The organism is Pseudomonas sp. NFIX49 (genome assembly GCF_900115915.1).
GTDB lineage: Bacteria > Pseudomonadota > Gammaproteobacteria > Pseudomonadales > Pseudomonadaceae > Aquipseudomonas > Aquipseudomonas pharyngis.
Window position 1 is genome coordinate 142,944 of the sequence record NZ_FOYE01000007.1, and the last position, 26,280, is coordinate 169,223.

23 protein-coding genes and 1 pseudogene are annotated in these 26,280 nt (G+C 60.5%); 15 read left to right on the top strand and 9 right to left on the bottom strand.

Annotation, left to right across the window (positions count from 1 at the left end; all coding sequences use genetic code 11):
* The first annotated feature begins 85 nt into the window (after nt 1-85).
* Nucleotides 86-337, top strand: coding sequence for a DUF2790 domain-containing protein (locus tag BMZ46_RS20765; RefSeq protein WP_074690881.1), 252 nt, complete (start codon nt 86-88; stop codon nt 335-337).
* Between the two features lie 76 nt (nt 338-413).
* Here BMZ46_RS20765 and BMZ46_RS20770 read toward each other — a convergent pair whose 3' ends face one another.
* Nucleotides 414-1,340 (bottom strand): LysR family transcriptional regulator, encoded by a 927-nt coding sequence (locus BMZ46_RS20770; protein WP_039772208.1) that lies wholly within the window; start codon nt 1,338-1,340, stop codon nt 414-416.
* 239 nt (nt 1,341-1,579) lie between these two features.
* On the opposite strand from BMZ46_RS20770, the gene BMZ46_RS20775 reads away from it, so the two are divergent.
* The 4 genes from BMZ46_RS20775 to BMZ46_RS20790 all read left to right on the top strand — a co-directional run bounded on the left by BMZ46_RS20775 (nt 1,580) and on the right by BMZ46_RS20790 (nt 4,937).
* Nucleotides 1,580-3,016: an NAD-dependent succinate-semialdehyde dehydrogenase gene (locus BMZ46_RS20775; protein ID WP_074690880.1), complete on the top strand. Its 1,437-nt coding sequence runs from the start codon at nt 1,580-1,582 to the stop codon at nt 3,014-3,016.
* A gap of 11 nt (nt 3,017-3,027) precedes the next feature.
* Complete coding sequence (locus BMZ46_RS20780) at nt 3,028-3,360, top strand: carboxymuconolactone decarboxylase family protein (RefSeq protein ID WP_074690879.1); 333 nt, start codon at nt 3,028-3,030, stop codon at nt 3,358-3,360.
* Nucleotides 3,361-4,362 carry an NAD(P)H-quinone oxidoreductase gene (locus BMZ46_RS20785; protein WP_074690878.1) on the top strand — a complete coding sequence of 334 codons (1,002 nt, stop codon included), beginning with the start codon at nt 3,361-3,363 and terminating at the stop codon, nt 4,360-4,362.
* A gap of 107 nt (nt 4,363-4,469) precedes the next feature.
* Nucleotides 4,470-4,937 carry a hypothetical protein gene (locus BMZ46_RS20790; protein ID WP_039772200.1) on the top strand — a complete coding sequence of 156 codons (468 nt, stop codon included), beginning with the start codon at nt 4,470-4,472 and terminating at the stop codon, nt 4,935-4,937.
* Nucleotides 4,938-5,064: 127 nt separating this feature from the next.
* On the opposite strand, the gene BMZ46_RS20795 is transcribed toward BMZ46_RS20790, so the two are convergent.
* Together BMZ46_RS20795 and BMZ46_RS20800 are read right to left on the bottom strand one after the other, a co-directional pair.
* Nucleotides 5,065-8,154, bottom strand: a complete 3,090-nt coding sequence (locus BMZ46_RS20795; protein WP_074690877.1) for an efflux RND transporter permease subunit — start codon at nt 8,152-8,154, stop codon at nt 5,065-5,067.
* Entirely contained in the window at nt 8,151-9,260 is a 1,110-nt protein-coding gene (locus tag BMZ46_RS20800) for an efflux RND transporter periplasmic adaptor subunit (protein ID WP_074690876.1), read from the bottom strand. The genes BMZ46_RS20795 and BMZ46_RS20800 overlap by 4 nt, the downstream gene beginning before the upstream one ends.
* Nucleotides 9,261-9,449: 189 nt before the next feature.
* On the opposite strand from BMZ46_RS20800, the gene BMZ46_RS20805 reads away from it, so the two are divergent.
* Nucleotides 9,450-10,910: an efflux transporter outer membrane subunit gene (locus tag BMZ46_RS20805; RefSeq protein WP_074690875.1), complete on the top strand. Its 1,461-nt coding sequence runs from the start codon at nt 9,450-9,452 to the stop codon at nt 10,908-10,910.
* A gap of 25 nt (nt 10,911-10,935) precedes the next feature.
* Here BMZ46_RS20805 and BMZ46_RS20810 read toward each other — a convergent pair whose 3' ends face one another.
* A complete protein-coding gene (locus BMZ46_RS20810) occupies nt 10,936-11,556 on the bottom strand; it encodes a TetR/AcrR family transcriptional regulator (RefSeq protein ID WP_074690874.1) in 621 nt (206 codons plus the stop codon).
* Nucleotides 11,557-11,682: 126 nt separating this feature from the next.
* Nucleotides 11,683-12,279 carry a TetR/AcrR family transcriptional regulator gene (locus tag BMZ46_RS20815; protein WP_170844938.1) on the bottom strand — a complete coding sequence of 199 codons (597 nt, stop codon included), beginning with the start codon at nt 12,277-12,279 and terminating at the stop codon, nt 11,683-11,685.
* 148 nt (nt 12,280-12,427) lie between these two features.
* Between BMZ46_RS20815 and BMZ46_RS20820 the strand changes: the two genes are divergently transcribed.
* The 4 genes from BMZ46_RS20820 (at nt 12,428) to BMZ46_RS20835 (ending at nt 16,374) form a co-directional block, all read left to right on the top strand.
* On the top strand, nt 12,428-13,528 hold the full coding sequence (locus BMZ46_RS20820) for an alkene reductase (RefSeq protein ID WP_074690872.1): 1,101 nt from the start codon (nt 12,428-12,430) through the stop codon (nt 13,526-13,528).
* A gap of 39 nt (nt 13,529-13,567) precedes the next feature.
* Entirely contained in the window at nt 13,568-14,356 is a 789-nt protein-coding gene (locus tag BMZ46_RS20825; protein ID WP_074690871.1) for an SDR family NAD(P)-dependent oxidoreductase, read from the top strand.
* An 82-nt stretch (nt 14,357-14,438) separates the two neighbouring features.
* Nucleotides 14,439-15,308, top strand: a complete 870-nt coding sequence (locus BMZ46_RS20830; RefSeq protein WP_039772187.1) for an alpha/beta fold hydrolase — start codon at nt 14,439-14,441, stop codon at nt 15,306-15,308.
* A 67-nt stretch (nt 15,309-15,375) separates the two neighbouring features.
* The gene (locus BMZ46_RS20835) at nt 15,376-16,374 is read left to right on the top strand and encodes an NADP-dependent oxidoreductase (RefSeq protein WP_074690870.1); all 999 of its coding nucleotides are present in this window, start codon (nt 15,376-15,378) and stop codon (nt 16,372-16,374) included.
* Nucleotides 16,375-16,562: 188 nt separating this feature from the next.
* Here BMZ46_RS20835 and BMZ46_RS20840 read toward each other — a convergent pair whose 3' ends face one another.
* Nucleotides 16,563-17,771, bottom strand: a complete 1,209-nt coding sequence (locus BMZ46_RS20840) for an MFS transporter (RefSeq protein WP_074690869.1) — start codon at nt 17,769-17,771, stop codon at nt 16,563-16,565.
* A 229-nt stretch (nt 17,772-18,000) separates the two neighbouring features.
* Between BMZ46_RS20840 and BMZ46_RS20845 the strand changes: the two genes are divergently transcribed.
* The 5 genes from BMZ46_RS20845 (at nt 18,001) to BMZ46_RS29385 (ending at nt 23,404) form a co-directional block, all read left to right on the top strand.
* Nucleotides 18,001-18,933: an AraC family transcriptional regulator gene (locus tag BMZ46_RS20845; RefSeq protein ID WP_074690868.1), complete on the top strand. Its 933-nt coding sequence runs from the start codon at nt 18,001-18,003 to the stop codon at nt 18,931-18,933.
* A gap of 77 nt (nt 18,934-19,010) precedes the next feature.
* On the top strand, nt 19,011-19,466 hold the full coding sequence (locus BMZ46_RS20850; protein WP_027613020.1) for a (2Fe-2S)-binding protein: 456 nt from the start codon (nt 19,011-19,013) through the stop codon (nt 19,464-19,466).
* Nucleotides 19,466-21,715, top strand: a complete 2,250-nt coding sequence (locus BMZ46_RS20855; RefSeq protein WP_039772178.1) for a xanthine dehydrogenase family protein molybdopterin-binding subunit — start codon at nt 19,466-19,468, stop codon at nt 21,713-21,715. Before BMZ46_RS20850 ends, BMZ46_RS20855 begins: the two co-directional genes overlap by 1 nt.
* A gap of 17 nt (nt 21,716-21,732) precedes the next feature.
* Nucleotides 21,733-23,085: a c-type cytochrome gene (locus BMZ46_RS20860; RefSeq protein ID WP_074690867.1), complete on the top strand. Its 1,353-nt coding sequence runs from the start codon at nt 21,733-21,735 to the stop codon at nt 23,083-23,085.
* A 157-nt stretch (nt 23,086-23,242) separates the two neighbouring features.
* Nucleotides 23,243-23,404: a hypothetical protein gene (locus tag BMZ46_RS29385; RefSeq protein ID WP_166742318.1), complete on the top strand. Its 162-nt coding sequence runs from the start codon at nt 23,243-23,245 to the stop codon at nt 23,402-23,404.
* 246 nt (nt 23,405-23,650) lie between these two features.
* Here the strand turns inward: BMZ46_RS29385 and BMZ46_RS20865 are convergent, their stop codons facing one another.
* From BMZ46_RS20865 to BMZ46_RS20875, 3 genes and pseudogenes are all read right to left on the bottom strand, one after another.
* On the bottom strand, nt 23,651-23,905 hold the full coding sequence (locus BMZ46_RS20865) for a hypothetical protein (protein WP_074690866.1): 255 nt from the start codon (nt 23,903-23,905) through the stop codon (nt 23,651-23,653).
* Between the two features lie 36 nt (nt 23,906-23,941).
* Nucleotides 23,942-24,463, bottom strand: a pseudogene (locus BMZ46_RS20870) (cytochrome ubiquinol oxidase subunit I).
* Nucleotides 24,464-24,481: 18 nt separating this feature from the next.
* Nucleotides 24,482-26,272 (bottom strand): thiamine pyrophosphate-requiring protein, encoded by a 1,791-nt coding sequence (locus BMZ46_RS20875; protein ID WP_074690865.1) that lies wholly within the window; start codon nt 26,270-26,272, stop codon nt 24,482-24,484.
* Nucleotides 26,273-26,280: the final 8 nt, after the last annotated feature.

Consider the following 26,280-nt stretch of genomic DNA (forward strand, 5'->3'; position numbering starts at 1 on the left):
CCTGATTCGCTCCTGTTTCCACAAATCCCTCGAGCCTAAAGTTCGTCCTGCCAGCAAGATCACATTTACTTCAGGGAATCTCATCATGAAAACTGCAATGATCATCGTCGCACTCTTGGGCTTCAGCTCTGTGGTAGCGGCACAGGACGGTACTGCCAAGAATCAACAGGTCGAGCAATATGGCTACGGCACCCACCTTGATGTCGCCAAGGTCATCTCTGAAGACCCGGTGCCGGATATTTGTGCAGTCGTACCGACACACATGACCTACCAGGATTCGCAAGGCAAACAACACGTACTGGCCTATAAAGTCATGGGCCGGTGCAGCCAGGGCTAAGTAACCTGTTCGCCGATCATTGCGCCTCGGGAAGTTGCTTCATCGAGGCGCAAATACCTTTCTGCCCCGCAGCGTTTCAACCGATAAGTGCTTTGGCCGTGGCTGCCAGCTGACTGCCAACCTGATCTTTCAACGTTTCGATGAAACGCGTGATTTTTGCATCGACGAACTGTCGCGAGGTATAGACGGCATACACGTTACGCTCGTAGGTATGGTAGTCAGGCAAAACCCGCACCAGCTTGCCGGAGCGCAGATCGTCGATGGCCGTGAAACCGGCCAGCAAGCCAATCCCGGCACCCTCTCGAATGGCAAGCGCCATCGCATCCATATCGTTGACGCTGAAACTCGGCCCTGTCGGGATAAATGTCGCGTCCCCCGCCTTGCTTTTGAGCTGCCACTCATCCCGCGCATAGTCCACCGTACCCAGCAGCAAACACTGGTGATCACGCAGATCTTCAGGCGTCTCAAGAGGCGCATGCCGCGCCAGGTAGTCTGGCGACGCCACCAGAACACAATGGCTGACACCGATCTTTTGGCTGACGTATGCGGAATCGGGTAGCGCTCGGGCGATCAGAATCGAGACATCCAATTGGTCTTCCAGCAGGTTAGGCATGCGTTGCGAAAGCAGTAAATCCACGGACACATCCGGGAATTGCTGGCGGTAATCCAGCACGGCCCGCGTGACCAGATGCCGAGCCAACCCGGGGACGCAATGCACCCGCAGTGTTCCCCGAGGCTCCAGCGCCGCATTGCTGGCTTCGGCTTCGGCACTCTCCAGATCAGCCAGAATTTTCGTGCAGCGCTCATAGAACCGTCGCCCCGCATCGGTGACCGACAGGCGCCGCGTCGAGCGCTGCAACAGTCGTGCGTCGAGCACGTTTTCAAGCGCAGATACAGCACGCGATACGTTACCGACCGTGGAGTCCAGATGATTGGCCACGGCCGTGAAACTGCCCATCTCGACAACCTTTATGTACACCGACATGTTCGAAAGCTTATCCATCGCGACCTTCCTGTGGATCTGGCGCACACCCGTGATAACCGCTTTTTTCAGGATGCTACACGGTCGGCCCGCAGCCCGATATTACCTCTGCGGACAACAATGATTCCCTTTGGCCCGACTAAATCAACGGGCCCTCCTTCCATAGACTTGGTTGCACAAGCTTCCTGATCTGGCTTTGCAGTACAGCCCATCAGGCACCGAGCTTCATACGAATCTCACAACCAACTGAAGGCCACATCATGAAGACCTCCTACGATCCGCTTTATCTTTTCATCGGTGGTGAATGGCTCAACGCCGAAGGGCGCGAGACTGCCGCCGTTGTTAACCCGGCAACCGGCCGGGAAATCGGACGCGTCCCACTCTCCACCGCAGACGACCTTGATCACGCCCTGGCAGTGACTCGCCTGAGCTTCGAGCAATGGCGCCAGACCGTGCCCGACAAACGCGCAAAAATTCTCAAACGTGCCGCCGACCTGATCCTCGAACGTGCACCGCAGATTGCTGCGCAGATGACCCTGGAGGAAGGCAAACCGCTGGGTGAAAGCCTGGATGAAGTGACCCGCGCGGCGGAGTATTTCGAATGGTTCGCCGAAAGTGCCCGGCGCATCGACGGCCGTGTGGTCCCGGCCAATCGACCAGGCGTGCTGCAACTGGTCAAACGCCAGGCCATCGGCCCGGTGGCCGCATTCACGCCCTGGAATTTCCCGGCCATCACCCCGGCACGCAAACTCGCGGCAGCGCTGGCCGCGGGTTGCAGCGTCATTCTCAAGCCAGGTGAAGAAAGCCCCTCCACAGCGCTGGCCCTGGCGCGTGCACTCGATGATGCAGGATTGCCCAAGGGTGTGCTGCAAGTGGTCTTTGGCGTACCGGATCAAGTGTCCAGCCATCTGATCGCCTCGCCGATCATTCGCAAAGTGACGTTCACCGGTTCGGTGCCCATCGGGCGCCTGCTCTCCGCACGAGCGGCTGAAGGCGTGAAGCCCATCACCCTCGAACTGGGTGGGCACGGACCGGTTCTGGTATTCGAAGATGCCGACATTGAAAAAGCCGCCATCGAAGGTGTCGCCAATCGGTTTCGCGGGACCGGGCAAGTGTGCATTTCATCCACTCGGTTTCTGATCCAGCGTGGTGCCTATCAAGCCTTTGTTGATCACTTTGTCGCTGCGACCCAGGCCCTGCGAATCGGCGACGGCTTGCATCCTGACACCCAGGTCGGACCATTGGCCAACCCAAGGCAATTGGCAAAGATGGAAGAACTGGTCGCCGACGCCGTCGAAAAAGGTGCACGGGTATTGGTCGGTGGTGAAGCCTTGTCAGGCGAAGGCTACTTCTTCCAACCCACGGTTCTGGCGGATGTGCCGATGGATGCCCGCGTGATGCACGAAGAGCCTTTCGGCCCCATCGCCGTACTGATGCCGTTCGATGAACTGGCAGATGGTTTGAAAGAAGCCAACCGCCTGCCCTACGGCCTCTCTGCCTATGCGTTCACCACCAGCGCTCGCACGGCCATTGACGTCGCGGACGGATTGGAGGCCGGGATGATCGGGATCAACCAATACCGCATCGTCGCTACCGAGCTCCCCTTCGGCGGGATGAAAGAGAGCGGTCACGGCTCCGAAGGTGGCATTGAAGGTATCGAGCACTATCTCACCCACAAATTCATCAGCCAGGTTTAAGGAGCTCGCCCATGTCCAGGATCAATTTCAACAGTCCTCGCGAAGCCGCGCGCGCGTTCACGCCAAAGCTGGCGCAATTCGTGGACTCGACACTATATCCGCAAATCTGGAGCGATCCGGCGCTGTCCCCGCGCGACCGTAGCCTGATCACCGTAGCGGCGTTGATTGCCGGTGGTCATTCGGAAGAGTTGCCTGCCCACTTACGCCGCGCGGCTGGCAACGGTGTAACCCAAGACGAACTGGCGGCAGCGATCACCCACCTGGCTTTTTACGTGGGTTTCCCCGGCGCGATCACCGCATCGGCGATCGCCAACGCCACGTTCAGCGCAACGGAGAACAACTGAATGAAAGCCATCGACATCAGAGCGTTTGGTGCGCCAGACGTCCTCGAACTCGTAGAAGTTGCCAGCCCTGAAGTCCGTCCTGACGACCTTCTGGTACGTGTCTATGCCGCCGGGGTGAATCGTGCGGACCTGACTCACCGGACCGGTGGGTACGGCCGTCCTAATTTCGGCGACTCAATGATCATCGGTCTGGAAATCGCCGGCGAAGTGATCGGGAAAGGTAGCGCGGTGACGGGGTTCGAAGCAGGAGATCGAATCATGGGCGTGGTCGGTGGCGGTGCCTACGCCGAACTGGCACGCATCGATTACCGCATGGCCATGCACATCCCGGCGCAGCTTGGCTATGTACACGCGGCAGCCATTCCCGAGGTCTTCGTCACGGCCCATGAAGCGATGATGCATCTGGCTCGGCTCAAGGCCGGCGATTCAGTGCTGATTCATGCGGCCGCCGGCGGCGTCGGGTCGGCCGCGGTGCAGCTGGCGTACGCTACGGGTGCCACGGTGTATGCGACGACCGACGGCAGCAAGTTGGCGCGTGTCGAGCATTTGGGCGCTGACGTGGCGATCGACTACAAGACGCAGGATTTCGCTGACGTAATCGCCGCCAAAACCCAGGGGCGCGGCGTCGATGTCATCATCGACTTTATCGGGGCGCCCTACTTCGCACGCAACATTGCGTCCCTTGCAAAGGGCGGTCGCCTGGTGCAAGTGGGCATCCTCGGCGCAGGCGGCAACGTGACCGTAGCGCTGGAGGACATTCTTTACCGCCATTTGCAAATCATCGGTACGGTGATGAAGTCGCGTACGCAGCCGGAGAAGCACGACATGATCAAGCGCTTCCGCGAGCACTGGCTTGATCGCTTTGAGGGGGCCGGAAGCCTTGAGCCTGTCGTCGATAGCACGTTTGCGTTATCACGGGCTGCCGATGCTCACCGCCGAATGGAGTCTTCCGAGAACGTCGGGAAAATCATTTTGACGATGCAGCCTGAAGACTTGCTTTGAGTCTGGCCAAAACGGGGTGAAGACGCCTCCTGGAAAAATCGGCAAGACTATTTTGCTAACATCGCGCGCTCCAGCCCAATTGCACGAAGTAAACCGCAGGTATTTACATGTTCGACAGAAGCGACTTCGATCAACTATCGAGTGACCAGCAGATTTGTAGTGCTGCACGAAGTGAATGTCGCGGTCTCTACTACGTCACCTATCCAAACGACGCCTTTCGATATTCTGAGTCGCAGGAGACCATCAGAATAACTCGCGCACCCAAACGGCATGGTGAAGACGGACTGAAATTCTGGCTCCAGGCGGAGTACCTGGATTGGCGACCTGAAAGTGACAGCCGTTTCCCGCAACACGTATCCGACGCCAAGTTTGAGAAAATCCCGGAAGCTGTTTTCAATCAGATGATTGTGGATCGGACGATTGATTTGATTGCTCCGCTCAAGCAACCGCTGCATGAGCCGACAGGTTTTGTCGGAGCGTTGTTGATGTACTCAATGAAGACGGATTTCATCGTTTCACTGTTCGCGGAGTATGAAGACGAGTACATCCATTTCCACTGGTACACGATTTCATAAGCTCTGGCACCAAGGGCTCACGCGGACGTTTCCGGGGTTTGGAAATGACGAGCCAATAGCGCCAGGCTGTTCACGTGCGCGGACAAAGAGGTCCGCCAGAACGGGCCTCGATTTCCTGCATTTATCGCTACATCGGTTTGACTATTGCAGCCCGCGCCCTGGCGTCGGGACCGATCTTGAACCAGATCGAGTACATCGCGGGCAGGAACACCAACGTCATGACGGTGCCGACGAGCGTACCGCCAATCAGGGTATAGGCCAGCGTCCCCCAGAACACCGAGTGTGTCAGGGGAATGAACGCCAGGATCGCCGCCAGGGCCGTCAACAGTACCGGTCGCGCACGTTGCACCGTGGCTTCGACGACAGCGTGAAACGGATCCAGCCCTTCTTGCGCGTTGTGATGGATCTGACCGATCAAAATCAGCGTATTGCGCATCAGGATCCCCGACAGTGCAATCAACCCGACCAGCGCATTGATGCCAAACGGCTGATTGAAGATCAGCAGTGTCGGCACCACGCCAATCAAGCCTAACGGCGAGGTCAGGAACACCATGATCATCGCCGAGATCGAACGGACCTGCACAATGATGATGACCAGGGTCATGGCGATCATGATCGGCAACAACGGCAGGATCGCCTTGCCGGCCTTGCCGGACTCTTCGATCGCACCCGCCTGCTCGATCCGGTAACCGGAAGGCAGTTTCTCGATGATCGGCTGCAGTTGCTTCAGCAGCGCACTGGAAACGTCCGGTGGCTGCAAGTCTTCGGCAATGTCGCCGCGCACGGTGATGGTCGGGGTGCGATCACGCCGGCGCAGGATCGGATCCTCCATGCGCACATCGACCTCGCCTATCTGCGACAACGGGACCCGCTGCCCCGACGCACCGACCAGGGTGAAGCCTTCGATTTGCTGTGGATCGAGCCGGACATCGCCCGCTGCCCGCCCCATGACCTGTACTGAACGAATATCCTCGCGCACCGCCGTAATCGGTACTCCGCTGAGCAGGAACTGCAATTGTTGTGCAACCGCAGTCGATGTCAGCCCCACTGCCTGCAGACGGTCCTGATCCAGGTTGAAATGCAACGACGGCGTCAGCGGGCCCCAATCAGTGTTCACGGTTCTCATCATCGGGCTGTCCTGCATCACGCCCCGCACCTGCTCGGCGATCACGCGCAACTTGGCCGGATCAGGCCCCATCACCCGGTAGGCCACCGGAAACGGAGAGTAAGGACCAAACACGATTTGCGTTGCCCTGAGACGCGCCTCCGGGGCGAGCCCTTGAGCGACCGCGTCACGAAAACGCAACTTGAGGGTTTCCCGCGCTTCCTGACTGTCGGTCAGCACCACGATCTTGGCGAACGACGGATCGGGCAGTTCCGGCGCCATCGCCAGGAAGAAACGCGGCGCCCCCTGACCGATATAGGCCGTGACGATTTTCGCCTCATCCTGCTGGCGCAGCCAGGCTTCGACCTTGGCGGCCGTGGCGCTGGTCTGCTCGATGGAGGTGCCGTAGGGCATTTGCACCTCGATCATGACTTCGGGACGGTCAGAGGTCGGGAAGAACTGTTTCTTCACCAGGCCCATGCCTGCCGCCGCCACGAAGAACAGCGTAATAACCATGCCCGCGACCAGCCATTTGCGCGCAATGACCCGGGTCAGAACCCGGCGGAAGCGGTTGTATCGCGGCGTGTTGTAGATCGCCGCGTGTCCACCCTCGACTGCCTTGATGTCCGGCAACAGTTTCACGCCCAGATAAGGAGTAAACGCCACCGCCACGACCCATGAAGCGATGAGAGCGATGCCCACAATCCAGAACATGTTGCTGGTGTATTCGCCGGCCGTGGACTGAGCGAAACCGTTGGGCAAAAAACCGATCGCCGTCACCAGGGTTCCGGACAGCATCGGCGCCGCCGTGTGGCTCCAGGCATAGGCAGACGCCTTGATGCGATCGTAGCCCTCCTCCATTTTCACCACCATCATTTCAATGGCGATGATCGCGTCATCGACCAGCAGCCCGAGCGCCAGAATCAACGACCCCAGGGTAATACGATCAAAGTTTTTGCCGGTGGCCGCCATCACCACAAACACGATCGCCAGGGTCAACGGCACCGCAGCGGCGACCACCACGCCGACACGCCAGCCCATGCTCAGAAAGCAGACGAGCATGACCACCAGCAGCGCGACAAAGAACTTGACCATGAACTCGCCAACGGCGGAGTCGATATTCACCGCCTGGTCGGTGACCTTGGAGAGGCTCATGCCCAAGGGCATTTCCTCATTGATCCTGACGGTCTCGGCATCCAGCGCCTTGCCCAGATCAAGGCCGTTCCAGCCCTCACGCATCACCACACCGAGCAACAGCGCCTCTTCGCCGTTATTGCGCACCAGAAAGGTGGCCGGGTCTTCGTAACCGCGTTCGACCGTCGCCACATCAGACAACTTGAGTGTCCGCCCCTGCACGATCACAGGGGTGTCGCGGATTTTTTGCAGCGTGTCGAACGCACCATCGAGACGCAGAAAAACCTGCGGCCCGCTGGTTTCGATTGATCCGGCCGGGGTCAGTGCGTTCTGACTGTTCAGCGCGGCGAAGATGTCCTGCGGCGACAAGCCCAGAGTCGCCAACCGGTCATGCGAGAAAGAAACAAATATCCGTTCGGCTTGTTCGCCGATGATGTTGACCTTCTTCACACCCGGCACATGCAACAGGCGCTGGCGCATGGACTCCGCATCGCGGACCAGCAGACGCTGCGGCTCGCCCTTGGCTTTCAGGGCGAACAGCGCAAAGGTCACGTCCGAATACTCGTCGTTGACCATCGGCCCGATGACGCCCGCCGGCAACTTGATCGCTTCATCGTCGAGTTTTTTACGCGCCTGATAGAACTCTTCCTGCACTTGCGAGGGCGGCGTGCTATCGAGCAACGAGACCATCGTGAAAGCGAGCCCTGGCCGCGTATAGGTTTCCGAGCGGTCGTACCATTTGAGTTCTTGCAGGCGTTTTTCCAGTGGCTCCGCGACCTGATCCTGCATCTCCTGTGCGGTCGCCCCCGGCCACGCCGTGATGACGGTCAACTGCTTGACCGTAAACGGAGGATCTTCGGCACGCCCCAGCTGGAAGAACGCCAGGGTGCCGGCAACGGCGATCAGGAAAATCAGAAAGACCGTGATCGAACGCTCGCGAACGGCGATGGCAGAAAGGTTGAATCGGCCCTCGCTCATGGACGACTCCCGGCAACGGTCGCCGCATCAGGCACGGGCATTCTTACTCCTTCACCTTCGCGCAACAGGTGAGCGCCCAGCGCCACAATCTGTTCGCCGACCCGGAGATCGCCAGCGACTCGCGCTGAATCGTCGCTCAACCCCAACACTTGAACCGGTCGCCAGGTCACGGTTGGCGGTGTGCCGGCGATGATCCACACGCCAGGACCTTTACCGGCGTCGTAAAGAGCGGCAACAGGCACTTGCAACGATGCGGCAGGTGTCGAACCCTCGGCGATTCTGAGGGTGACTGTCGAACCTATCGGCGCATTGGCCAGCGCGCCTTCCAGTACATAGCGCGCCTCGAACGTACGCGTCGTGCGGTCCGCCGAATCCGAAAGCAACCTCAGTTTCGCGGTAACAGCACCCGAGGCGTCGCCATAGAGCGTGGCTTGCGCAGTGGATCCTGCTGCGGGGCGCAAGGTCTCGGGCAAGTGCACGATGGCCTCGCGCTGCCCTGCCCGCGCCAATCGAACCACCGGTTGTCCAGGGCTGACGACTTGTCCGGGTTCGGCGAGTGTTTCCACCACAACGCCGTCGGCATCGGCAACCAGCACCGCATAACCGGAAGCGTTGCGGGCAACGTCCGCTTGCGCTTCAGCGGCGCTGAGTTGGGCCTTGGCGGTATCTGCGGCGGCTCTGATCTGATCGTAGGCCGATGCGGAAATGGCGCCGGCGCTGACCAGAGTGCGATAGCGGGCTTCGTCATCGGCTGTCTGCCTGGCGCGGGCCCGTGCGGCGATGACCGACTCCTGCTGCGCGCGTGCCTGCAACCCCAAGTCGATGGGGTCGAGCCGCATCAGCGGCTGACCGCGTTTGACGCTCTGCCCCGTGTCAACCAGACGCTCGAGCACCTTGCCCGAAACGCGAAACCCCAGGTCGCCCTGAATGCGCGCAGTCACCACTCCCGTGAAGGTGCGAGAACCGTCAGCCGCAGCCTGAACGGCGGTGAACCTGACCAGAGGCGTCTGTGTGCGCGGGTCTGCAACGGATGAGGAATCACCGCACGCCGCCAGGGCGAGTGGCAACAGGCATGCGGCAATGGGGGAAATTCGAAGCCGGCGCATAGGTTCACTTACTGAAATAGGATGATCATCATATTCTCATCCTTGTGACCAACATCGTCAACAGTCACATTGCATGAGATATTCGACGCTCCGGTTTTATCATTTATGCCGTGATAGCCCTTTCAAGCCTAATTGACACATTGTGACCATTACGTAATATGGTCACGAAAATCTCGTTAAGGAACGCCGATGCCTCCCCTGCGCCCGATTGCTCTTTTAGTTACCGCCAGCCTCATGGCAGGTTGTGCGGTGGGTCCGGATTACCATCGTCCGGACGCCCCGCTTTCAGATCATTACCTGGGGCAGTCTGCTGTCGAACCACGATCCGGATCGACACCGGACAGCCTTGCCGCCTGGTGGGAAAGCTTCAATGATCCGCTGCTGACCGACCTCATCGACCAGGCCTTGCAGCAGAATCTGGATCTGGCACAGGCTTCGGCGCGCGTCACCCAGGCCAAGGCCGGACTGGGCGCCGCAAATGCAGCATTGCTGCCCTCGGCGAACATCAACGCACAGGCGGCACGCGCTTATCAGTCCGTCGAGACACCTCTGGGCCAGGTGTTGAATTCAACACCCGGCTATGACCGTTACGGCAATGCCTACGAGGTCAACTTCGAGGCGGGCTGGGAAGTCGATGTCTTTGGCGGACTGCGCCGTGGGCGTGAGGCGGCACTGGCTGAGTATCAGGCCTCAGCAGCCGGTGTCACGGCGACGAGGTTGGCGATCGCTGCGCAAACGGCCGATATCTACATCACTCTGCGCGGATTACAGGCGCGGCTGGACATCGCCAACCGGCAAGTCGATACCCGGCGTGCGTTGCTGGAAAAGGTCCGGTTACTTTACGGCAAGGGTCTGGCCGCGGAGTATCAGGTGCGCCAGGCCGAGGGTGAGTTGTCGCAAGTCCAGGCGACCGTTCCGGTACTGCAAAGCGGTCTGGAGGCAGCCATGAATGCGATGGACGTGCTGCTCGGCACGCCTCCCGGCACTCACCGCACGCAACTGGCACGTGAGGGCGAGATTCCCGATGTGCCGTCGCTGACTGCGCTGGGTACACCGGCAGATCTGCTGCGGCGCAGACCGGATCTGATCGTGGCCGAACGCCGTCTTGCGGCCTCCAACGCGCGTATCGGTGAAGCGATTGCCGAGTACTACCCGAAATTTTCCCTCAGCGCCTTGCTCGGCAGCGCGACAGCCGTATCCGGCGGCAATCTTTTCACTGGTGGCGCAAGCCAATCTGCCGGTGTGTTGGGTTTGCGCTGGCGGCTATTTGACTTCGGACGCATCAACGCCCGGATCGATCAGGCCAAAGGTCAGGAATCTGAAGCATTGGCGGCCTATCGCCAGTCGGTACTGCGCGCCACCGAAGATGTAGAGAACGCGCTGTCCTCACTGGTGAATCGGCAAACCCAGACCACGACCCTGACCGGCGGCGAAGCGGCGCTGACTCAAGCACGCCAGTCCTCGTTCACCGCCTATGAAAAAGGCACCGCCAGCCTGATCGATGTCCTGCACGCCGACGAAACATTGCTGCAGGCCTCCGACGCCAGAGCGCAGGCGCGGACGGAATCGGCCCGTGCGGCGGTGGCGGTATTCAAGTCGCTGGGCGGGGGCTGGCAACCCACTGAATCACAACCTGTAGCGGCACGCTGAGCAGCACCACCAGATCGCTTTCAGGTCAGGGCATCAGGCTACGCAGAATGAGGTTGGAGGTCAGCGTGGGCGCAACCTCGATAAAATCGAGATTGTGCTGCAGCAGCAACGGGTTTACGAAGGGGCGCAAGGCCAGATGAATCGCCTCGACGGTCTCGTCCAGCGGCGTCTTGCGCTCGAACTCTCCGAGCTCCCGCCCTTCACGCACGATGTCCAAGATAAAGCGCTTGATCTGCTCCTCATACACCTGAGCACTTGGCCAACGCTCCGCTGCCGAGAATGCCGCGATGTCGTAAAGCTTGCGATCATTGAAGAACAGGTCCACACCCGTGGCAATCACGGTCTTCACCAGCCGGCGTAAACGCTCGGTCGGCGAAATCGCCTCTGCGTTAACAGCCTGTTCGACCGCTGCAACCATTTGCCCCAGACAATTTGAGCAGATCGCTTCGCCGATCGCCTGCTTGGAATCAAAGAATTTATAGATGTACGCCTTGGAAAAACCGATGGCCCTGGCCAGATCGGAAACCGTGGTTTTGCCATAGCCGTATTGGCTGAAATGTTCATTGGCTGCCGCGACGATCTGATCACGAATGTCGTGATCGACTGGGCCACGTGGGCCGGGCGAAGATATGGATGGCTGATTCATGGGCGTAGCTTACTCACCCTGTCGAGGTCTTACAAATCGTGACCAATAGCGTACATATTTCACGAAAATCCGACTGGCTGAAAACGCGCTGACGCTCAAGTCATCGAACAGCGCGGATCGGCCCTTCTACGGCGTTTCCACTTCATCGACCGGCAGCACCGGTAATGAAGCAAACATTTCAGCGCGGCAAACCTCAAGAATTTCATCCGCCAATGCCGAATCATCCGGGCAAGCGCGTGACAAGACAATCGCGCCGACCGCACGCGACAGCAAGTCGATCATTTTCTTCCTCCCCTCGCCCTCCGCGGCATCCGGCCCTGTCGGATATTTTTCCCCCAGAGTTTGCAGGGTGCGTTCAATGCCTTCGGCAAACGTGGCTTTCACATCGTCCGACTGACGCGCCGCGTCGCCACACAGTGCGGCCATCGTGCAACCGCTGCCGCGTCCGTCGCGATGTTCTCTGTTCACGTAGACGTCGATGAAACCGGGAACATCGAGCGCCTGGGCGCCGGTCAACGATTTGCCAAGACTGCAGGCCGAGGCTTCGGCCATCAGATCAGCCTTCGAGCCGAAGTGCTTGTAAAAGCCTCCATGGGTGAAACCGGCAGCCGCCATGAGATCCGCCACACCGACGCCGTCAAAGCCACGCTCACGGAACAGCTCTGAGGCCGTCTCAACGATGTGTTCTCGATTGGCCTGCGCCTGGGCCTTGGTCACTCTCACGTGCAATACCTCGTGTTTAGCGGGAATTCCTACGTCCGATGATACATAGATGTCGCCCATAATCAAAACCGTTGACAGTTTAGATTTCGATCATCATCCTAATTTCACACCCACCGATCTCCATTCACGGGCACGGAAGATTCATCAGATGACCAAACAGACTCTTTTCTCCCCTTACACGCTAGGCAGTCTCACGCTGTCGAACCGCGCTGTTCTCGCGCCGCTGACACGCAACCGCGCGGGCCAGGGCTTTGTCCCGAGCGAATTCGCGGCGATCTATTACAGCCAGCGCGCCAGCGCCGGTTTGCTGATCAGCGAAGCGACGCAGATTTCCCGACAGGGTCAGGGTTATCAGGACACCCCCGGGATCTACACACAGGCGCAGATAGACGGTTGGCGCACGGTCACCGATGCGGTTCACGCCAAGGGCGGAAAAATCTTCCTGCAGCTGTGGCATGTCGGCCGCGTTTCACACGTTGACCTGCAAGAAAACGGCGCCGCACCGGTGGCCCCGTCTGCGCTGCGTGCCGCGACCAAAGTGTTCGTCAACAACCGTTTTGAAGACGTTTCCGAACCCCGCGCGCTGGAACTCGACGAACTGCCGGGGATCGTCTCCGATTTCCGCCAGGCCGCGGCCAACGCGGTCGCGGCCGGGTTCGATGGCGTGGAGATTCACGGTGCAAACGGCTACTTGCTGGATCAATTCCTCAAGGACAACGCCAATCTGCGCACCGACGCTTACGGCGGTTCGATTGAAAATCGTGCGCGTCTGTTGCTCGAAGTGACGGCGGCGGTCGTCAATGAGATCGGCGCGGATCGCACCGGTGTGCGCCTGTCTCCAGTGTCGCCAGCCAACGGCGTATCCAGCAGCGATCCGCAGGCGCAATTCAATTACGTCGTCGAGCAACTCGACGCCCTTGGTGTGGTTTATCTGCATGTGGTCGAAGGCGCGACCGGCGGCCCGCGCGACGTGGCGCCTTTCGATTGTGGCGCCCTGCGCCAGCGCTTCAAAAACACCTATATCGCCAACAACGGCTATGACCTGGACCTGGCGAACGCGCGGCTCGCCGAAGACCAGGCCGACCTGATCGCCTTCGGTCGCCCGTTCATTGGCAACCCGGATCTGGTGGAGCGCCTGAAGCAGGGCGCGCCGCTGTCCGCGTTCAATCCCGCCACCCTCTACGGTGGCGGCGCGGCGGGCTACATCGACTACCCGACGCTGGCTGAATCAAGCGTCAGCGCAAGCTGAGCGCGTTCCGTTTCTCACCTCCTGAAAGAGAGATACCCCATGAGCACTCGCCCTACTGTTCTCATCACCGGCGCCTCCACCGGCATTGGCGCCGTCTATGCCGAACGCTTCGCCAAACGTGGTCACGATCTGGTACTGGTCGCCCGCGATCAGGCTCGCCTGGACACACTGGCAGCGCGCTTGCGCAGCGAGCACGACGTCGCCGTCGATGTCATCCCGGCAGACCTGACCCAACTCGGTGATCTGACCACCGTTGAAAGCCGCCTGCGCGACGACGCCCGTATCGGCATCCTCGTCAACAACGCCGGCGCTGCGCTGTCCGGCCACTTTGTCGACCAAAGCACCGACAGCGTTGCGCAGCTGGTTGCCCTGAACACCACGGCGCTGGTGCGGCTCGCCAGCGCCATCGCCCCACGCCTGGCCAAGGCCGGCGACGGCGCAATCATCAACATCGGTTCGGTGGTGGGCCTGGCGCCGGAATTCGGCATGAGCGTCTACGGTGCGACCAAGGCCTTCGTGCTGTTCCTGTCCCAAGGACTGAGCCTGGAACTGTCGCCGCAAGGTGTCTATGTGCAAGCCGTGCTGCCCGCCGCCACTCGCACGGAAATCTGGGATCGCTCCGGCGTCGACATCAACACCCTGAGCGAAATCATGGAAGTGGGTGATCTGGTGGATGCCGCACTGGTCGGTTTCGATCGTCGCGAACCTGTGACCATCCCGCCGCTGCACGAAGCCGAGCGCTGGGATGACCTGCAGAGCGCACGCCAGGGCCTGCTGGGACAAATCCGCCAGTCTGCGGTTGCCCAACGCTACCAGACGCCACAGTGATTTTTTGCTAGCGAGCATTCGCGGCAGATTCGATGCAGGCACAGAGCATTGCATCGAATCCTGCCCGCTGGCCGGAGTGACAATGAGTTCAATACAGACAAATTCCCGCTCGGGTTCGCCGACGTCATTCATCGACGCGGCGAACCAGTCGATCACGGTCAACGGCATTCCCTACGCCTACCGCGACACCGGGCCCGCAACCGGCGTGCCCCTCGTGCTGTTCAATCATTGGGGCGCGGTGCTGGACAACTTCGACCCCGCGATCATCGATGGCCTGGCGCAAACCAGACGCGTCATCACCACCGACTATCGCGGCATCGGCAACTCGGGTGGAACCGCGCCACTGACGGTGGGTGAAATGGCCGACGATGCGATCCAGCTGATCAGGGCGCTGGGGCTGAAAACCGTGGATGTGCTCGGTTTTTCCCTCGGAGGTTTCGTCGCTCAGGACATTGCCCTCAAGGCTCCTGACTTGGTACGCCGGTTGATTCTGACCGGTACTGGACCGGCGGGCGGCACCGGCATCGACAAGGTCGGCACAGTGTCATGGCCATTGATCCTCAAAGGCTTGCTGACCCTGCGCGATCCCAAGTTCTACCTTTTCTTCACCTCGTCGGCCAATGGGCGACGATCTGCCTCGCAGTATTTAAGGCGCCTCAAGGCACGCAAGAACAATCGCGACAAGGGCCCGACACCACGCGCCTTCCTGCGGCAATTGAAAGCCATCACAGCGTGGGGCAAACAACCGCGGCAAGCGCTTGGACGCTTGCGCACACCGACGCTGGTCGTCAACGGCGACAACGACATCATGGTGCCCAGCGTTAACTCGTTTGAACTGGCCAGGCTTATCCCCGACGCACAGTTGGTGATTTATGAGGATGCCGGGCACGGCGGGATTTTCCAGCATCACGCCGACTTTGTGGCCAAGGCGCAGGCGTTTCTCGATGCTTGACCCCGTCACGCAGCAACACCGCACCCCACCGACTACCCTCCGTACAACCAGCAAGAGCCGCACCACGATGAAAGCATTTCTGATTGATGGCTATGGCAAGAACCCCGGACGCATTGACGAAGCGCCCGCCCCCGCAGTCGCTGCCCACGACGTCTTGATCGAGGTCCATGCGAGCAGTGTCAACGTGCTGGATTCGAAGATCAGCAAAGGCGAGTTCAAACTGATCCTGCCCTACGCCTTTCCGTTGATCCTGGGCAATGACCTGGCGGGAGTCGTGATTGAAGTCGGTTCGAAGGTGACACGCTTCAAACCGGGAGACGCGGTATATGCTCGCCCGCCCGAAGCGCGGATCGGGACGTTCGCCCAATTGATCGCCGTGAACGAAAACGCGGTTGCCCTGAAACCTGGCAATACCGACATGGTACAAGCCGCGTCCTTGCCCCTTGTTGCACTGACTGCGTGGCAAGTACTGGTTGAAACCGCCCGGCTGCAAAAGGGCCAGAAAGTGCTGATTCACGCAGGCTCGGGCGGCGTTGGCACCATTGCCATTCAGCTTGCCAAACACCTCGGTGCGTTTGTCGCCACAACCACCAGCACCGCCAATGTCGAATGGGTCAAGGCGCTGGGGGCCGATCTGGTGATCGACTACACACAGCAGAACTTCGAAAATGTACTGCATGACTATGACGTGGTGCTGAACAGCCTCGGCGCCGACGTACTGGAGAAGTCACTCAAGGTCCTGAAACCTGGTGGCCAGCTCATTTCCATCTCGGGCCCACCCACTGTGCAGTTCGCGTGGGAGCAAGGGTTGTCCTGGCCATTGCAGCAAGTCATGCGCCTGCTGAGCCTTGGCATTCGTCGCAAAGCGCGCAAGCAGGACGTCAGCTATGCGTTTGTGTTCATGCGAGCCAATGGCGCTCAACTGCAACGCATCACCGCGCTCGTTGAGGGCGGAATCATCAAACCTGTGGTTGATCGCTCCTTCCCCTTTGAATCAACGGCCGAGGCATTGAAGTACGTTGAGCGGGGACGCGCCAAGGGCAAGGTCGTTGTTGCGCTCAAATGACCACGCCGCCTGTTCCTGAATCGAACGTAGACACTGCACACCCTTTACTGCTGGAGCGGCCCTCAGCCGAAGTGATTTCGCCAGAGGAGCAGCAAGTGCTTCAACCGGATGATGTGCAGGTTCAACCGCCCGTTATCGTTTGGCACAGTTTGATGCTTGAGCCATAAGGAAGGTTGCAGGTGATCTCGTCAGGCTGTCGCGCTCGACTCGACAAGATGAATTTGCGTGGCATTGCGCCCGGCCAGCCAGGCCAGCACGGAAGCGGCGACCAGGACAGCGGCGCTAAGCTCGAAGGTGGCTTTGTAGCCGCTCAAATCAAAGGCCAGACCGCCAATGATTGCGCCGCCGGCGATCGCCAGCTGGACGATGGCTACCAGCAAGCCGCCTCCCGCTTCAGCATCATCCGGGAGCGTCTGCGCCAGCCATGTCCACCAGCCGACCGGTGCGGCCGTGGCGACCAGCCCCCAGAGTCCGAGCAACACGGCGGTCAGCACCGGCGATTTGCCGAAGCTGATCAACGCCAGCGCAATCACCGCCATGATCAGCGGAATGGCGGTCAGCGTGCGGTAGAGGCCGCGCCCCATAAACCGTTCGATCAGAAAGGTGCCGATAAACCCGGCCAGTCCCAGCCCCAGCAGCATGAGCGACAAGGTTGAGACACCGACGCCCGTCACGCCCTCAAGAAATGGTCGCAGGTAGGTGAACAGCATGAACTGGCCCATGAAAAAGACGCTGACGGCGACCATGCCCAAGGCCACTGGCAATTGCTTCATCAGACGCAGAACGTTGCCGCTACCTGCCTGGCGTTCGGCCTTGAAGGACGGCAGGCTGATCAGCAGCCACACGGCGGCAAGCACCGCGACCGGAACCACACAGAAGAATGCGCCGCGCCAGCCGATCAACGAGCCCAGGAAGCTGCCCGCCGGAGCGGCGATGACCGTGGCCAAAGCGTTGCCGCCATTGACGATGGCCAGCGCACGGGAAACCTGTTCAGGCTTCACCAGGCGCATGGCAGTCGCCGCCGACAACGACCAGAAACCACCGATCGCAATCCCGATCAGCGCACGTCCGAACATGAAGGACGGGTAGCCCGGGGCGAGCGCGACGACCGTTCCGGAGACGATCATAAGCAGGGTCAGGCCCAGCAGAAGCTGCTTGCGTTCGATGCGAGCGGCGACCGAGGCGATCAACAAACTGGTGATCAAGGCAAAGGCACCGGACACGGAAATCCCCTGCCCGGCCTGACCTTCGGTGATATGCAGGTCCGCCGCGATGGGCGTCAGCAGACTGACGGGCATGAACTCTGAAGCGACCAGGGCGAATGCGGCCAACGACATGGCCAGCACGGCGCTCCAGCCGCCCGTTCTTTTAGAAGATTTTGTAGAAGGTAACGTCATGAAAACTACCTGTGGTGCGAAAAAACGTAGGGGGGTGATGCGCAGGGGCAAGCAGTTTGTCGCCCGTCCGGGCACTGCCCCTGTAACAGATAGACACATTCTCCCGGTCAATCCGGTGCTTCCCTAGTGCATTCCTCTTGAATGCTTGCCTGATCCTCTGGGGATGCAGGGTGATAGATAGGAAACGTCTCGCGCGCGCATTAGAGTTCGGTCAAAGGAGTGAGCCCACATGATCCCTACCCCTCTGCCCCAGGAATCACATTTGGCACGGCACATCGACCCGCGTGTGAAAGCACCGGGTGACTTCGCCACGTCGATACCCGGGCTGTCGCTGTTTCGTCGCGACCAGCCGGCGCCCCCCGTGGTGTGCATGATCGAGCCCAGCCTGATTCTCGTGGGTCGCGGCGAAAAGCGCTTGTGGGTCGGCGGTGAGGGCTACAGCTATGACCCGTCGCGGTTTCTGGTCACGTCGCTGGACCTGCCCGCGAACTCCGAAGTGATGCTCGCCAGTCCCGGACAGCCCTGCGTCGGCCTCGTATTGAAACTGGATGTCAGCATGCTTGCCGAGGTCATTACCAAGAGCGGCTTGCCCTCGAAACGCCAGCCATCAACGGGTACGGGCGCTGCGATTGGCAGCCTGTCGTCAGCGTTGGAGGACGCGCTCGATCGCCTGCTGGCATTGCTCGATGAACCCGAGGCGATCCCGGTCCTGGCGCCGCTGATTCTGCGAGAAATCCACTATCGGCTGCTGCACACCGACCAAGGCCCACGGTTGCGGCAGATCACTGCCGTCGACGGTCAGGGCTATCGCATCGCCAAGGCCATTGACTGGCTCAAGGTCAACTACACCGATGCCCTGCGCATCGACGATCTGGCCGCGCGGGTGCAGATGAGCACGCCGACCTTTCACCATCATTTCCGCCAGCTCACCGGCATGAGTCCGCTGCAGTACCAGAAATGGCTGCGGCTCAACGAAGCGCGCCGACTGATGTTGGTCGAGCGCCTCGACGTGTCGCGGGCGGCGTTTGCAGTCGGCTATGAAAGTCCTTCGCAGTTCAGCCGCGAATATGGCCGGCTGTTCGGCACCGCACCGAGCCGCGACATGGCCCTTTTGCGCGGGCAGCCATTCGAGGCAGAAGCCCTCGGCACAGTCGCGAATTGAACGAAAACCGGTGATGCGCCGCGCCGCGTGTCACCGCTCATAACAATGCACGTCAACCGATGATCAGCGGGTGAATCATGGAACTACGAATCAACCAGAAGACCTATCAGGTCGATGCCGACGCCGATACGCCCTTGCTGTGGGTGATCCGCGATGATCTGGGCATGACCGGCACCAAGTACGGCTGCGGACTGGCGCAATGCGGCGCCTGCTCGGTGCTGGTGGACGGCAACGTCGTGCGCTCGTGCGTCACGCCGGTGGCCGGTGTGGTCGGCCGCGAGGTCACCACCATTGAGGCCATCGAGGCCGATGACGTGGGCAAACGAGTGGTCTCGACCTGGGTCGATCTGCAGGTCGCCCAGTGCGGCTACTGCCAGTCCGGGCAGGTGATGGCTGCCACCGCGCTGCTCAAGCAGAACCCCAAACCGAGTGATGCGCAGATCGAGGCGGCGATGGTCAATCTGTGCCGCTGCGGTACGTACAACGCCATCCATGCCGCCGTGCATGAACTTGCCGGCAAGGGGGACGCGTGATGAACGTTCGTATCGATCCTTCACAACACGCTTCAGTCCTGGATCTGCAGGAACCGATCAATGTGTCGCGCAGACGTTTTCTGACCGGTACCGCCGTCGGCGCACTGGTGCTCGGTTTCGGTCTGCCACTCGGTGCCACACGGGTGCAAGCTGCAGCGGCGACGACGGCCGAGCGCGGCACGCAGGTCCCGGCGTTTCTCGAGATCCGTCCGGATAACCGCGTGCGTCTGCTCTGCCCGTTCATGGAAGGTGGACAAGGCACGTTCACCGCCATGGCGCAGATCGTCGGTGAAGAACTGGATGCCGATCCGGCGACCTTCCTGGTCGAAGCCGCCCCGCCCGGCGAGGCCTACGTAGTCATGGAGAACGGCATGCGCATCACCGGCGGCAGTATGTCGGTGCGCATGAGTTACCCGGTCATGCGCCGCCTCGGTGCCCTTGCCCGCGCCATGCTGTTGCAGGCGGGCGCGCAGCAACTGGGCGTGCCGGTGAGCGAGTTGAGCACCGAGCCTGGCAAAGTGGTGCACGCCAAATCGGGCCGCTCGCTGGCCTACGGTGAACTGGCCGAGCGCGCGATGGATTTGCCGGTTCCCGACCCGGCCTCGGTGAAGCTGCGTGATCCGAGTCAGTTCCGCTGGATCGGCAAACCGGTGAAGCGCCTCGATGCCTACGACAAATCCACGGGCAAGGCGCTGTACAGCATCGATCTGAAGGTCGACGACATGCTGCATGCCGCCGTTCAACATGCCCCGCGCCTGGGGATGACGGTCGGCAATTTGCGTAACGAAGAGCAGGTCAAGGCGATGAAAGGCGTGCATTCCGTGCATCGTCTGCCGGGTGCCGTGGCGGTGGTTGCCGAGCGCTGGTGGCACGCCAAACGTGCCGTCGAGGCGATCCAGGTCGACTGGCAAGAGCCGACGGCCGACAGCCAAGTGCGGCCGATGCCCGCCGACTTTTCCAGCGATGCGTGGTTCAAGCGCCTCGCTGAAGATAAAAGCCCCGCCAAAGATGATGAACACGAAGGCGATGTGGCTTCGATTCTCAAGGACGCCAAGACCAGGATCGACGCCACTTACCACAACCAATACCTGAACCACGGCCAACTGGAACCGCCTTCAGCCCTTGCCCGATTCAATCCGGACGGTTCGCTGGAAGTCTGGTTGCCGAATCAGGCGCCGGACATGTTCCGCGCCGACATCGCCAAACGCACCGGGCTGGATCCGTCGCGCATCACCTTGCATTCGCCGCTGTTGGGCGGGTTCTTCGGTCGGCATTTCCTCTACGACTCGGCCAGCCCTTACCCTCAGGCCATCGCGCTGGCCAAAGCGGTTGGACGCCCGGTTAAATTGATCTGGAGTCGCGAAGAAGAGTTCCTGCGTGACGTGCTCCGACCGGTTGCCGCCGTGAATTTCCGTGCCGCGCTGGACAACGACGGCTGGCCGCTGGCAATCGAAGCGATCAGTGCCACCGAAGGCCCGACCGAGGCCCTCGCCGGCAAGCAGGGTGAAAAGCTCGACCCGACGGCGCTCGAGGGCTTATCGGGCAAGTCCTATGCGATCCCCAACAAGCGCATCGCGCAGATCTACGTCAAAGGTCCTGCGATGCTCGGCTATTGGCGTTCGGTGGGCAATTCCCTCAACGACTTCTTCTATGAATCGTTCCTCGATGAACTGGCCGACAAGGGCGGCAAGGACCCGTTCGACCTGCGCCTGCATTTGCTGCGCGGCAACCAACGGCTGACCACACTGCTGCAAGCCGTGGGTGAACTGTCGGGCGGCTGGAAGCGTGGGCCGTTTACCGCCGAGGATGGCAGCCGGCGTGCGCGCGGGGTGGCCATGGCTTCGCCGTTCGGTACGGAGACGGCGGTGATCGCCGAGGTGTCCATCGAGAACGGCCAGGTCAAGGTGCATGACATCTGGCAGGCGATTGATCCGGGCAGCATCGTCAACCCGGCGATTGTCGAGGCTCAGGTCAACGGCGCCGTGGCGCTGGGTCTGTCGCAAACACTGGTGGAAGAAGCCGTGTGGATCGATGGCAAACCCCGGGCGCGCAACTACGACTTGTATCCGATCCTGCCGCCTGCGCGGATGGCACGGGTCCATGTGCGTGTGGTCGAGAGCGGGGAAAAAATGGGTGGCATCGGTGAACCGCCGTTGCCTGCGGTCGCACCCGCTGTCGCTAACGCGGTGGCAGCGCTGACCGGTCAGCGGGTGCGCAGCCTGCCCTTGAGCCGACACACCTTCAGTTGATCAGCCCCGGAGCGTCCATGAATAACAGCCGATTCGCAAGAACCGCTGGCTGGCTGGCGGTGCCGTGCCTGGTCGCGGCAGGCCTGCTGGCCTGGTATGTCACCCGCGAGCCTGTCTCGCGCCTGGAAAACACTCAGATCGCCGTGGCCGATATCGACCCGGCGCTGGTCGCCCGTGGCGAATACGTCGCCAGGTTGAGCGATTGCGTGGCCTGTCACAGCGTGCCGGGTGGCGCGCCATTCGCCGGCGGCCTGGAAATGGCCACGCCGCTGGGCGCGATCCATGCGACCAACATCACCCCGGACTCGGAAACCGGCATCGGCCACTACAGTCTGGCGGACTTTGATCGTGCCGTGCGCCACGGCGTGGCGCCTGACAGTCGCCGTTTATACCCGGCCATGCCCTACCCGTCCTACGCCAAGCTCAGTGATGACGACGTGCGAGCGCTGTATGCGTTCTTCATGAAAGGCGTGGCGCCGGTCAAACAGGCGAACATCCCCAGTGCGATTCCGTTTCCGCTGAACCTGCGTTGGCCGATTGCACTGTGGAACGGTGTGTTTGTCGACGTCGAACCTTATGTGACCAAACCGTCGCAGGATGAGCTGTGGAACCGCGGCGCTTATCTCGTGCAGGGCGCCGGGCACTGTGGCAGTTGCCACACGCCGCGCAGCCTGGCGTTCAACGAGAAGGCACTGGACGAGTCCGGCAAGCCATACCTGGCCGGTGCCCTGCTCGATGGCTGGTACGCACCGAGCCTGCGCGATGACCACAACACCGGGCTGGGCCGCTGGAGCGAGCAAGAGATCGTGCAGTTCCTCAAGACCGGTCGCAACCAGCACGCGGTGGTCTACGGCTCGATGACCGAGGCGTTCAACAACTCCACGCAGTTCATGAACGATGACGATCTGACGGCCATTGCCCACTACCTGAAGTCGCTACCGGGGGATCGCGAACGGGATGGCGCGCCTTGGCAGTATCAAGCGGTTTCGGCAGCGCAACATCTGGACTCGCCCGGTGCGCATACCTACGTGACGCGCTGTGCGTCGTGCCACGGTCTGGACGGCAAGGGTCAATCGCAGTGGATGCCGCCGCTGGCGGGCGCCACCTCGGCACTGGCCAGGGAAAGTGCCTCGGCAATCAACATCACTCTGAATGGATCGCAACGAGTGGTGGCGGCCGGCGTGCCGGATGCCTATCGCATGCCGGCCTTCCGTGAGCAGCTGTCGGATCAGCAGATCGCCGAAGTGCTGACCTTCATGCGCAGCACCTGGGGCAATCAGGGCAGCGCTGTTGATGCAAACACGGTTGGCAAGCTACGTGAGCACACCGATCCGGCCAGCAGCAGTCCGATCATCCTGCAGATGCGTTAAGAGGAAAACCCGACGAGAGCCATCGACTTGCGTGTGGAAACGCCCTTGCGCCGTAGCACATTCCACACCTCGTCGAATGAACATACATTCATCTAAAACATCGTTCCAAACGTCTAGTCTGCGGGTTCCGACATAGTGACTACAGGAGTTACCCACCATGTTCTCGCATGAAAGCATCCCGCTGATCATCATCTTCACCATCATGCTGCTTGGCGTTCTCGTCGCCGTCCTCCACCCGGTACATGCTGTCGTCACGTGGCTTCGCAGACGCCGCGAAGCATCTGCAACGCAACGTACGCGAAACGCCGATTCGCGCTGAATACGTCCATCACCCGCCCGGCAAGGTCCGGGCTTTCGGCTCCCCCCTGCGCTGCACCCGGTTAAAACGGCCAGGGGTGAATACGAGATCAACCGCCAGTCAGCTCTATCTGTTTCACTCTGGACTAACGCCACCTGCAAGTCCTCTCCCACTTGCATCCAGCTGAAGTCAGGGGTAGGACATATAAGAGCGCTCACGTATCACTGCGCGCACAGCGTCAAAGTCGACACCGTTTCATCATCAGTCTCACTTGCTCTGCTCGGGAACCTTGTCTTTTTGTATTTGCAACGACGCCTTGCTTTTGTCGCCATCCTTGTTCGGAGCGTCATTCGAACCTTCGAAGCATCCCTGCAACAGGAAGACCGAACAAAGCCCCAGACAGACAAGCATTCTTCTCAAGGTTGCACTGGCGTAACTGATAGTGTCCGGCGCCTCGTGCATGACTGTTGGGACACCCTCAGCCTTCACATCGTGAATGTCGTGGCAGGTCATTGCTCGCATGGCGAAATCCTCTGGCGATGGAAATGGAGTTCCTCTTCATGTTCGGAAGGGCTCACCCACAGCGAGTTCACTCTGCTTTGCGTATTCCGGATCAGCGGGGTAATTGCCGTAAGTAAATCGTAAAAGGCGTGTCGGGGCGCTGGTTACCGGCCTCAGCGCTGCGGCGGTACATGAATCTTGCCGCTGAAAATCCTGAAGCCGTAAGTGTTGTAGGCCAAGGAACCCGGCTTCAAGAAAAAACGCCGCGAGCACTTCATGGAACATCAACGGCCCGAGATTATCTCCAGCCCGAACCGAAAGACGTGACCAGTTAAGACCAAACTGGTATTCCAGAATCAGCCCGGACGCCGTGCCTACCGCTACGGTCAAGGCAAACACCTTCAGCCAGTAGCGCTAGATGTCCAGGTAGAGCTGGCGTCCACTCCTGAGCCACAACGCCTCGAGCACCATCAGGAAATTCGCCAGTCCGATGGTGAATGCCGCCAGCACGATATGAAAACCGATGGTAATGGCGAACTGGATACGTGCGGCCAGGAGCGCGGATTCGAGGGTGTCCATCAACAGAAGCCGACCTCGCTACTTGGGCTTGCCGGGCAACACTGCCCCCAGTACCTGTTTAGCCGTTTGCACGATGACACCCGCTTCGTCGGGGTCGCCCTTGAGCAAGGTGGTGGCGAATTTCTTCGCTTGTTCCAGCTTGATATGCGGAGGCAACGGCGGCACGTTCGGGTCGGTCTTGAATTCGATGACGACCGGCACCTCCGAGGCCAATGCCTTTTCCCAGGCAGCGGCGACGTCTTCTTCCCGATCGACAAAAATGCCTTTGAGACCGATGGAAATGGCGAACAGGTGGTAAGGCACATCCGGAATACTCTGCGAGGCAACGAATTTCGGATCGCCCTCCATCACGCGCTGTTCCCAGGTGACCTGATTCAAATCCTCGTTGTTGAACACGGCGCAGATCCACTTCGGGCTGTCCCACTGCCGCCAGTATTTGGCGACCGTTATCAGTTCGGCCATGTTGTTCATCTGCATGGCGCCATCGCCGACCAGGGCGATCACTGGCCGTTGCGGGAAAGCAAACTTCGCCGCAATCGCGTATGGCACAGCGGCGCCCATCGAGGCCAGGCCACCTGAGAGCGAGCACTTCATGCCCTTGCGGATTTTCAGGTCACGGGCGAACCAGTTGGCGCAAGAACCGGAGTCGCTGGTGATGATGGCCTGCTCGGGCAGACGCGGTGACAACTCGTACACCACCCGTTGCGGGTTAACCGGATCGGCCTTGGCCATCGCGCGCTTCTCGAGGGTTTTATCCCAGCTCGCCCGCCAGCCTTCGACCTTTTTACGCCACTTGCGCAGCGGCTTGTGTTCGAGCAACGGTGCCAGTGCCGCGAGGGTCTCGGCCGCGTCGCCGACCAGATTGACTTCCATCGGGTAGCGCAGACTGAGCATGTCGGGCTGCAAATCGATCTGGACCCCGCGCGCCTGCCCCTCCTTCGGCAGGAATTCGGCATAGGGAAACCCCGATCCGATCATCAGCAGGGTGTCGCACTCCGTCATCAGTTTGTAGCTCGGTTCGGTCCCGAGCAGACCGATACAACCCGTGACCCAGGGCAATTCGTCCGGTAATACAGCTTTGCCGAGCAGCGCCTTTGCCACACCGGCGCCCAGTTTCTCGGCAATCGCAAACACTTGCTCGCTGGCGTGCAGCGCTCCGGCCCCCACCAGAATCGCAACCTTCTCCCCTGCATTCAGCACGTCGGCGGCACGTTGCAGATCAGCGTCGTAAGGCAGCACCTTCGGCTTGCTGTAACCGATCCCGGAATGCGCAGTGCCATGGGCCCGGGCGGGGGCCTTGTATTCGATGTCCTGCAGGTCGTTCGGCAATATCAGCGCCGTCACCCGGCGTTCGCCGACCGCCGTGCGTACCGCGCGATCCAGCAGGTGCCGGACCTGCGATGGTGCCGAAGCCTGCTGCACGAATGCGCCGGCCACATCCTTGAACATCGAGACCAGATCCAGCTCCTGCTGATAATGGCTGCCCAGTGCCGTGCGCGCCTGCTGCCCGACAATCGCCAGCACCGGCATGTGGTCCAGGCGAGCGTCGTAGAGTCCGGTGATCAGGTGCGAGGCGCCGGGGCCGGATGTCGCGATGCACACACCCAGTTCACCGGTGAATTTGGCATGGGCGGACGCCATGAACGCCGCCATTTCCTCGTGACGCGCCTGGACGAATTCGATCTTGCCACCTGCCCGGCTCAACGCACCGAAGACGCCGTTGATACCGTCGCCCGGATAACCAAAAATGCGCGTCACACCCCATTGGCTCAGGCGTTCGACCAGAAAATCACCCACTGTCACCGTCATGTCCGACC

Coding starts and splice junctions, on each gene's coding strand:
- BMZ46_RS20765 (WP_074690881.1), top strand. CDS start 86: ATGAAAACTGCAATGATCATCGTCGCACTCTTGGGCTTCAGCTCTGTG.
- BMZ46_RS20770 (WP_039772208.1), bottom strand. CDS start 1,340: ATGGATAAGCTTTCGAACATGTCGGTGTACATAAAGGTTGTCGAGATG.
- BMZ46_RS20775 (WP_074690880.1), top strand. CDS start 1,580: ATGAAGACCTCCTACGATCCGCTTTATCTTTTCATCGGTGGTGAATGG.
- BMZ46_RS20780 (WP_074690879.1), top strand. CDS start 3,028: ATGTCCAGGATCAATTTCAACAGTCCTCGCGAAGCCGCGCGCGCGTTC.
- BMZ46_RS20785 (WP_074690878.1), top strand. CDS start 3,361: ATGAAAGCCATCGACATCAGAGCGTTTGGTGCGCCAGACGTCCTCGAA.
- BMZ46_RS20790 (WP_039772200.1), top strand. CDS start 4,470: ATGTTCGACAGAAGCGACTTCGATCAACTATCGAGTGACCAGCAGATT.
- BMZ46_RS20795 (WP_074690877.1), bottom strand. CDS start 8,154: ATGAGCGAGGGCCGATTCAACCTTTCTGCCATCGCCGTTCGCGAGCGT.
- BMZ46_RS20800 (WP_074690876.1), bottom strand. CDS start 9,260: ATGCGCCGGCTTCGAATTTCCCCCATTGCCGCATGCCTGTTGCCACTC.
- BMZ46_RS20805 (WP_074690875.1), top strand. CDS start 9,450: ATGCCTCCCCTGCGCCCGATTGCTCTTTTAGTTACCGCCAGCCTCATG.
- BMZ46_RS20810 (WP_074690874.1), bottom strand. CDS start 11,556: ATGAATCAGCCATCCATATCTTCGCCCGGCCCACGTGGCCCAGTCGAT.
- BMZ46_RS20820 (WP_074690872.1), top strand. CDS start 12,428: ATGACCAAACAGACTCTTTTCTCCCCTTACACGCTAGGCAGTCTCACG.
- BMZ46_RS20825 (WP_074690871.1), top strand. CDS start 13,568: ATGAGCACTCGCCCTACTGTTCTCATCACCGGCGCCTCCACCGGCATT.
- BMZ46_RS20830 (WP_039772187.1), top strand. CDS start 14,439: ATGAGTTCAATACAGACAAATTCCCGCTCGGGTTCGCCGACGTCATTC.
- BMZ46_RS20835 (WP_074690870.1), top strand. CDS start 15,376: ATGAAAGCATTTCTGATTGATGGCTATGGCAAGAACCCCGGACGCATT.
- BMZ46_RS20840 (WP_074690869.1), bottom strand. CDS start 17,771: ATGACGTTACCTTCTACAAAATCTTCTAAAAGAACGGGCGGCTGGAGC.
- BMZ46_RS20845 (WP_074690868.1), top strand. CDS start 18,001: ATGATCCCTACCCCTCTGCCCCAGGAATCACATTTGGCACGGCACATC.
- BMZ46_RS20850 (WP_027613020.1), top strand. CDS start 19,011: ATGGAACTACGAATCAACCAGAAGACCTATCAGGTCGATGCCGACGCC.
- BMZ46_RS20855 (WP_039772178.1), top strand. CDS start 19,466: ATGAACGTTCGTATCGATCCTTCACAACACGCTTCAGTCCTGGATCTG.
- BMZ46_RS20860 (WP_074690867.1), top strand. CDS start 21,733: ATGAATAACAGCCGATTCGCAAGAACCGCTGGCTGGCTGGCGGTGCCG.
- BMZ46_RS29385 (WP_166742318.1), top strand. CDS start 23,243: ATGTTCTCGCATGAAAGCATCCCGCTGATCATCATCTTCACCATCATG.
- BMZ46_RS20865 (WP_074690866.1), bottom strand. CDS start 23,905: ATGCGAGCAATGACCTGCCACGACATTCACGATGTGAAGGCTGAGGGT.
- BMZ46_RS20875 (WP_074690865.1), bottom strand. CDS start 26,272: ATGACGGTGACAGTGGGTGATTTTCTGGTCGAACGCCTGAGCCAATGG.